This window comes from Lactobacillus sp. UMNPBX1 (assembly GCF_002554085.1).
In the GTDB taxonomy this organism is placed as follows: domain Bacteria; phylum Bacillota; class Bacilli; order Lactobacillales; family Lactobacillaceae; genus Lactobacillus; species Lactobacillus crispatus.
Genome location: NZ_PCZI01000065.1, coordinates 1 through 406, shown reverse-complemented (window position 1 = coordinate 406; position 406 = coordinate 1). Strand labels below are relative to the sequence as shown.

The window sequence follows — 406 nt, the reverse complement described above, 5'->3', positions numbered from 1 at the left end:
TCGTTTTGTAGTTGTGGGACAAGCATACGGCATTAATTTGCAAGAATGGAATTATGATCAGGACCACGTACATGTTTTGTTTAGAGCAACGCCTCATACGGAAATGGCTAAATTTTTAAATGCTTACAAATCGTCTAGCTCCAGAATGGTCAAAAAACAATTTCCAGAAATCAAGCAATATCTTTGGAAATCAGCCTTTTGGACACAAAGCTATTGCTTAATTAGCACTGGTGGAGCGCCTTTAGAAGTTGTAAAACGATATATTGAAAGTCAAGGGAGAAAATAATGGTTCTAAAAGCCGTTAAAATGCGCATCTATCCAAATTCAGCACAACGAAATCAGCTCTGGCAAACCTTCGGTTGTGTTCGTTTTGTATGGAATCAAATGCTTAATATGCAAATTGAAC

2 protein-coding genes are annotated in these 406 nt (G+C 37.2%); both read left to right on the top strand.

Going from position 1 to position 406, the window contains the following annotated elements; all coding sequences use genetic code 11:
* The coding region (gene tnpA, locus CP352_RS10800; RefSeq protein ID WP_098034952.1) for an IS200/IS605 family transposase at nucleotides 1-286 on the top strand (286 nt) is incomplete at its 5' end.
* A partial coding sequence (locus CP352_RS10795) for a helix-turn-helix domain-containing protein (protein WP_158227701.1) occupies nucleotides 286-406 on the top strand: 121 nt, incomplete at its 3' end. The genes tnpA and CP352_RS10795, both read left to right, overlap by 1 nt.